Below are 6,638 nucleotides of genomic sequence, written 5' to 3' on the forward strand. Positions count from 1 at the left end.
ACGTTGATAAATGAATTTAATCAAACGGGAGGGTCTTATGCACATCCAACAGTTGATCACCTTTCTCACGGTAGCGAAGCATCGGCATTTTCGCCAAGCCGGAGAAGAGCTGATGTTGACCCAACCCGCCGTCAGCGCACAAATCCGGAGCCTGGAGGAGGAGCTGGGCTGCATGTTGTTCCACCGTCCCCACGTTTCGCTTACACCGGAGGGAAAATCCTTTCTTCCCTATGCCCAAAAAATGGTTTCCCTTTATGAAGAAAGTAAACATGCCCTGCATCAAAAAAATGGCGATTCGATTATCCGGGTCACAATCGGTGTCGATGCCACTCTGGCACGATTTACGCTTCAGCGATTATCTCCCTACTTGCACCCCGAACGCCCCCAAGTTCACATCCGCATGCTGACCCTAACCGAAGTGCAGATCATTCAAGCGTTGGAAGAGGGGCGGATCGATTTGGGCATCGCATACCGGACCGGTATCCCTTTCCGCTTTCCCGTATCCGTTTTGGTCTATGACACGTTGACATCGGCCGTTTCCTTCCAGGACCCGATCGCCCGCATGGCGTATTTTCCATTTGAAACGTTTACCGGAAACCCCCATCATCCTTCCTTCTCAGGGGACAACTGAGCGACGGCTGATCGATGAACAATTGAAACGGCACGATTTGACCATCGATCCCATTCTCGAATTGCCCGACATGGAAACGATCAAACAAGCAGTATCCGAAGGAATTGGGGTCGCTATCCTCCCCCGGATGGCCTTGACCCATGACCATGGCGGATGGCGCCTGTTGCGCATCCCTGAACTGCATCCGCAACTGCCCGTTTGTCTGTTTCATCCTGACCGTCGGGCCCTTTCTCCGGCGCTCCGCCGTTTGGTGGATGATTTGCGCGGGATTTACCCACCATTTGAAGAGTAGAACGTATTCATAGAGAAAAATAAAAAAGACCCCGCAATCGGAGTCTTCGCGCGTCATGATTCTTTGGTTTTTGATAAGGGGAGTACTTTCGTGTAGAGATCGGCCAACTTCCTTTCCAAGTCGCTGATGATCTCCCGGCCTTGCTCCCGATCGATCAAGCCCGCCCGGACGGCGAAATCGATCTCCCTGGAAAGGCCAAACATCTGCGTGTCCAAAACTTCTTCGTACAACGGACATTTCGGCGCTGTCAAATGTTCCAGTTGCACATGAATCAACTGGTGAATCTTTTCCGCATCTTCGCGCAACAATTCCAGCGCCCGTAGATTGAGATCGGTCTGTGTTGGCGTCAACAGAGAACCCCCCTATCCGACCGCTACTCTTTTAGGAATGTAAACGGCCGTACCCACTACACTTGATCATAGTGTAACATGTTCCCGATTAATTTGCAAAGTGCTGACCCACATGAATCTGACAAGTTCAATGTGTCCTCATTCCCTCTAAGGACGAAGTGAAATCAGGCCACCCATCTTCCAAACCGTCCCAAACTCCATTAAAAAATGCTCAGTTGCCATGCCTGTGACAGACTCTGCAACAACCGAACACCAGCGCGGCTGTTTCCTTTGTCGTCCAATGCGGGGCTGAAGATGCCGATCCCCATCTTGCCCGGCACAGAAGCCAGGATCCCTCCGGAAACGCCGCTTTTGGCGGGAATGCCGACCCGGATGGCAAATTCCCCCGACGCATTGTACATTCCGCATGTCACCATAAAGGTTTTCACCAACCTGGCGATCGATTGCGGGATAATCTGTTCCCCGGTCACGGAACGCCCATACTGGGCCAAGCTCAGACCAATCCGTGCCAAATCCTCGCAAGTGACACGAATGGCACATTGCCGCACATACACCTGCAGGGTTTCTTCCACATCGTCGATTTGGTCGTATTCTTTCAAAAAGTAGGCGATCGAACGATTACGGTGCGCGGTTTCATATTCGGATCGGAACACTTCTTCGTCCACTTCGATCTCGGGATTGTCTGCCATCGCCCGTACCAAATCCAGCAGACGACCGACCCGATCTTCTACACCCGATCCTTTCACCAGCGAGCTGACCACCATTGCACCGGCGTTGATCATGGGATTGAGCGGCTTGGGCGGACTCATCATTTCCAGTTTGTACAACGAGTTGAACGGGTCCCCCGTCGGTTCCATGCCCACTTGGGAAAATACCGTCTCTTCTCCATGATCCATCAACGCCAACACCAAACTGATCACTTTTGAGATGCTTTGCAAAGTGAATGAGACCGTCGGTGCATCCCCGCCATACATCACTTTCTGATTGGGTGTCACCGTTGCGATGCCCAGCAGGGATGGATCTTGTCGGCTGAGTGCGGAGATATAATCCGCTACCTTGCCGTCCTTGGTATCTGGCCGGTGTTTGGCCACCAGCTCTTCCAACAGGGGGTGTCTCATCTGTTTTCCTCCTCGACTGCTTGCGGGCTGATCGTCTTACATCCTATTTTTTGCATCCAACCAATCATGTATAATGAAACATGCCAAATAAACCATCCAGACGAGGGAGCCGACATCACATGAACGAAGTCATTTTGATCACCGGAGCAGTCCGATTTCAGATCAACCTCGATCCGACGATCTGGATCGTGGACGAACGCAAAATTCCCATGGAAGAATATTTCCCAGGCGTCGAGGGTTACGGGATGAAACTGTCCATCTTTCTGGAGCATGCCGAACCTGATCCGGATGCCACTCACGTCATTTGTCACCAATCCGACGGCAATCAAATCAAAATCACTCTGGAAGAAGCGCGTTCGGGCATTTTACGTTTCACTCGCGATGGCAAGCCGATTCGCCCGGACGGCCCGGCGCTGTTGTACCTGCAGAAAGGGAATTTGGCAGGTCAACCAATCGGCTATCTGACCAAGCTGGAACTCGTCGCAGGAAAGTGACTTGCTCCACACAGCTTAAGCACCAGAGGCACTCCCCTGGGTCGCCGTGAGCTTCTCGCTTCATCTGGCGTGGCAACCCAAATCCATCCACGAAGGCTTCGTCCAAGCCTAGAAAAGTGTTATTGTCAGTATCTCGGTTCAGGAACGTATCCCATCGCTCGATGCAGGATTTTTCTTGCGGCATTGACGTCTCTGTCTGCCACATATCCGTAGCAACGATGGGTACGTTCTTTTCATGTCTTCTTTACGATCTGACCGCACTCCGAGGTAGGTTCTCATCATCGTGATCACTTCCTCTTTGTATGTTTTTTCTCGCATCATTGTATTATACGGGATTTTACCGGTATTTTCAGAATTGATCAGAAGCTCATTGGAACAATGTCGGTGCTGAAGCCCCCCGCGTCCGACACTCGCTTTCATCCCAACCCTAAAGGGCAGGGTTTTCCCACACGCTCTTTAAAATCGACCATCCCCCGCGGGCTCATGCCGCAGGGGATGGTGTTTATCTGCGGGTTCCGATGAAAAACGTACCGGTGGCGTAGGCGATCTTTCGCTCCCGCTCATCAGTGACCGTGCAGGAAGCTACGGCAAACGGATGCCGCAAATCCAGCAAGGTGGCGCGTGAAATCAGTTCCTTGCTCCTCCCCGGACTGAGATAATGGATCTTCATCTCCGACGTTACGGCAAACTGGTCGTCCGGCAACGAACGGTTGATCAAGGACCCCATCGTGGAATCGGCCAATAGGGCGGTCATACCGCCGTGAACCACTCCGCCACGGTTGAGCAAATAGGGGGTGACGGACACCCGGAATTCATACACATCGGGGGCCACAAACCTGCCAGACAAGCCCATGAATCCGGATGGATACGCACTTTGCCTCTCCCGTTTTTGCCGGACGGCTTGTAAAGTGAGTCGGAACAACTCTTTTTCTTCCTCACTGCCGTTTTCCAGCACTTCCCGGATTTCATCCCACATCGCGCTTTTTCCCTCTCTAAAGTGACGGTGTTTGAAGATAATGATACAATAACCGATACGTATGGACCAATGCCTCACGATGAGTCCGTTCATATGCGTGGGACGAATCCACTCCCGGCCCGATCAGTCCCCAGATGAGGTCGTGTCCCGCCTGCAAAGCGGCGCTGGCATCCGAGCTGTATCGCGGATACAGGTCGACCCGATAGCGTATGCCGTGCTGTTCTGCAAGATGGACCAGTTTCTGCCGCAAGCCGAAATGATATGGTCCCGAGGAGTCCTTGGCGCAGATGGAGACGCTGAATTCGTCTGATTCCTGCCCTTCTCCGATCGCACCCATGTCGACGGCTAAATATTCCCGCACTTTTTCCGAGATCACCGCATTGGCGCCATGTCCCACTTCTTCGTAGTTGCTGAAAAAAATGTGTGTAGTGACCGGTGGGATCCATCTTTCATCGGCAATCCGGCGGATGAGTTCGATCAAAATAGCCACACTGGCTTTGTCATCCAGATGTCGCGATTTGACAAATCCGGTTTCCGTCACTTCTACACGCGGATCAAAAAAGACAAAATCGCCCACATTGATCCCCAGTCGACGCACCTCATCGGCATCGCGGACACGGGCATCTAAGCGAACCTCCATGTTTTCTTCCGTTCGTGGTTGCGTCCGGGCGTCGGCATAGACATGAGGAGTAGAATGTGTAGCCAAGATTGTGCCCCTGAAACACCGACCGGACTGAGTCTCAATCGTACAACCTTCCCCATCGAGGGAGTGCCAGGTCACCCCCCCGATTGCAGTGATCCGCAAACGACCGCTCTCTTTGATCTGTTTCACCATCGCCCCCAGTGTATCCACATGGGCGGTGATGAACCGGATCGTCTCCTCATCCTTTCCCGGAATCTCGAGCAACAGCCCTCCTTTGTGCGTGCGGATCAGCGAATACGGCAGGTCTTTCAAGCGCTCCTCTACGTATGTAATGGCCGCGTCTGCTCTCCCGGTCGGACTCGGGATGTTCAGCAATTCAACCAAGGTGGAGACCAATTGTTCCTCCACTTTGCACCCTCCTCTCCTATTCCGAATTATACCAGCGGACATGAGACACAAAAAAGAGGCCTGCAAAAACAGGCCGATAGGAGGAGAGGGGGAGAAACCAGCAAAACGGGCCTACCTGCCCGACCGGTTACGCACGATCCTTCATGGAGACCAATTCTTCCACGCAAGTCTGGCACACGTTTTTCCCTTTGTAGGAGATGACATTTTCCACCTGGCCGCAAAACAGACAGGAAGGACTGTATTTCTTAAGTATGATGTTGTCGCCGTCCACGTAGATTTCCACCGGGTCTCTCACATCAATATCCAACGTGCGGCGCAATTCCACCGGCAAGACGATCCGTCCCAGCTCGTCTACTCTTCTGACAATCCCTGTTGCCTTCATGCCCAACCACTCCTTTTTGGTCTCCTGGAATTTTGCTGGGAAAATCCTACAGCATACTTGTAGTTCCCTTCAAATCTACTAACATTTTCCCTATTAAAGAGATTTGAAACCATTTTATGCGGAAATGTCCAGATTTTCGGGGTTGAGCGGTTCTAAGTCCGGTACGACGAAACGGCCGTTTTTGCGGATCAGTTCGCCGTCGAAGTAGATTTCCCCTCCGCCGTAGTCCTCCCGTTGGATGCAGACCATGTCCCAATGAATCGCAGAACGGTTGCCGTTGTCGCAATCCTCATAGGCGCTTCCCGGTGTGAAGTGGAAACTGCCGTCGATCTTTTCGTCGAAGAGGATATCCTTCATCGGATGCCGGATGTGCGGGTGGAAGCCGAGGCTGAATTCCCCGATATAGCGCGCTCCTTCGTCCGTATCCAAAATCTCATTCAACCGCTTGGTGTCATTGGCCGTCGCTTCCACGATCTTGCCGTCGACAAAGCGCAGGCGGACGTTCTCGAAGTTCACTCCGTGATATACCGTCGGCGTATTGAACGTGATCGTCCCGTTCACGGAATTGCGGACGGGAGCGGTATACACTTCCCCGTCGGGAATGTTGCACTGTCCGTAGCATGGAATGGCCGGCATTCCCTCGATGGAAAAAGTGAGATCCGTCCCCGGCCCGACAATCCGCACCTCCTTGGCCTGCTCCATCCGCTTCACCAACGGTTCCATCGCTTTGGCCATCCGCCCGTAGTCCAACGTGCAGACACGGAAATAGAAATCCTCAAATGCCTCCGTGCTCATATTGGCCAGTTGGGCCATCGACGGATTGGGATAACGCAACACCACCCACCGCGTGTGTTTCACCCGCTGTTCGGTGTGGACGGGATGGTTGAAATGTTCCATATACCACTTCATATGGTCGGACGGAACGTCGGACAGTTCGATGATGTTTTGCCCGCCGCGGATACCGATATAACAATCCATCCGTTTCATCTGATACAGGCCGATTTCGCCCAGACGTTTCATATGCTCCTCATCGGTGTCCAGTAACATCGCCCGGATCAATGCATGGTTATGTAGTTGAACAAACGGATACCCACCGGCTGCGCGGATTTCCGGTATCAACGCCCGTACGAGATCGTGGTCCGGGCCGAACACGTCGATCAATACATTGTCACCCTTTTTCACCCTGCACGAATGATGCACTAATACTTTTGCCAATTGCGATAACCGTGGGTCTTGCATGGTCGTTTCCTCCTTTTCCACTGCCTGACCGTTTTCTCTTCGATTGTATCATGGGTGAAAGCGTCTTGACACTCGCCGATTACAGAAAAATCGTCAACTTTGCGG

9 protein-coding genes are annotated in these 6,638 nt (G+C 52.5%); 3 read left to right on the forward strand and 6 right to left on the reverse strand.

The genetic code is table 11. The features are described from left to right. Positions 1–37: 37 nt before the first annotated feature. Positions 38–631 (forward strand): LysR family transcriptional regulator, encoded by a 594-nt coding sequence (locus NWF35_RS15695; RefSeq protein WP_301240386.1) that lies wholly within the window; start codon positions 38–40, stop codon positions 629–631. Next, a complete protein-coding gene (locus NWF35_RS15700) occupies positions 579–923 on the forward strand; it encodes a LysR family transcriptional regulator substrate-binding protein (protein WP_301240387.1) in 345 nt (114 codons plus the stop codon). Before NWF35_RS15695 ends, NWF35_RS15700 begins: the two co-directional genes overlap by 53 nt. 53 nt (positions 924–976) lie before the next feature. Here the strand turns inward: NWF35_RS15700 and NWF35_RS15705 are convergent, their stop codons facing one another. Continuing rightward, positions 977–1,276, reverse strand: coding sequence for an Fpa/YlaN family protein (locus NWF35_RS15705; protein WP_435873926.1), 300 nt, complete (start codon positions 1,274–1,276; stop codon positions 977–979). Positions 1,277–1,473: 197 nt separating this feature from the next. Further along, positions 1,474–2,391, reverse strand: coding sequence for a glutaminase A (gene glsA / locus NWF35_RS15710; protein ID WP_301240390.1), 918 nt, complete (start codon positions 2,389–2,391; stop codon positions 1,474–1,476). A 119-nt stretch (positions 2,392–2,510) separates the two neighbouring features. On the opposite strand from glsA, the gene NWF35_RS15715 reads away from it, so the two are divergent. Then, entirely contained in the window at positions 2,511–2,885 is a 375-nt protein-coding gene (locus tag NWF35_RS15715; protein ID WP_301240392.1) for a molybdopterin-binding protein, read from the forward strand. A gap of 502 nt (positions 2,886–3,387) precedes the next feature. Here NWF35_RS15715 and NWF35_RS15720 read toward each other — a convergent pair. From NWF35_RS15720 to NWF35_RS15735, 4 genes are all read right to left on the reverse strand, one after another. Further along, positions 3,388–3,861 (reverse strand): PaaI family thioesterase, encoded by a 474-nt coding sequence (locus NWF35_RS15720; protein ID WP_301240394.1) that lies wholly within the window; start codon positions 3,859–3,861, stop codon positions 3,388–3,390. Between the two features lie 16 nt (positions 3,862–3,877). Then, positions 3,878–4,954, reverse strand: coding sequence for a M42 family metallopeptidase (locus tag NWF35_RS15725; protein ID WP_435873927.1), 1,077 nt, complete (start codon positions 4,952–4,954; stop codon positions 3,878–3,880). Between the two features lie 85 nt (positions 4,955–5,039). Next, positions 5,040–5,294, reverse strand: a complete 255-nt coding sequence (locus NWF35_RS15730; protein ID WP_301240396.1) for an AbrB/MazE/SpoVT family DNA-binding domain-containing protein — start codon at positions 5,292–5,294, stop codon at positions 5,040–5,042. Positions 5,295–5,408: 114 nt separating this feature from the next. Next, entirely contained in the window at positions 5,409–6,533 is a 1,125-nt protein-coding gene (locus NWF35_RS15735) for an aminopeptidase (protein ID WP_301240398.1), read from the reverse strand. Positions 6,534–6,638: the final 105 nt, after the last annotated feature.

The organism is Polycladomyces subterraneus, assembly GCF_030433435.1.
GTDB lineage: Bacteria > Bacillota > Bacilli > Thermoactinomycetales > JIR-001 > Polycladomyces > Polycladomyces subterraneus.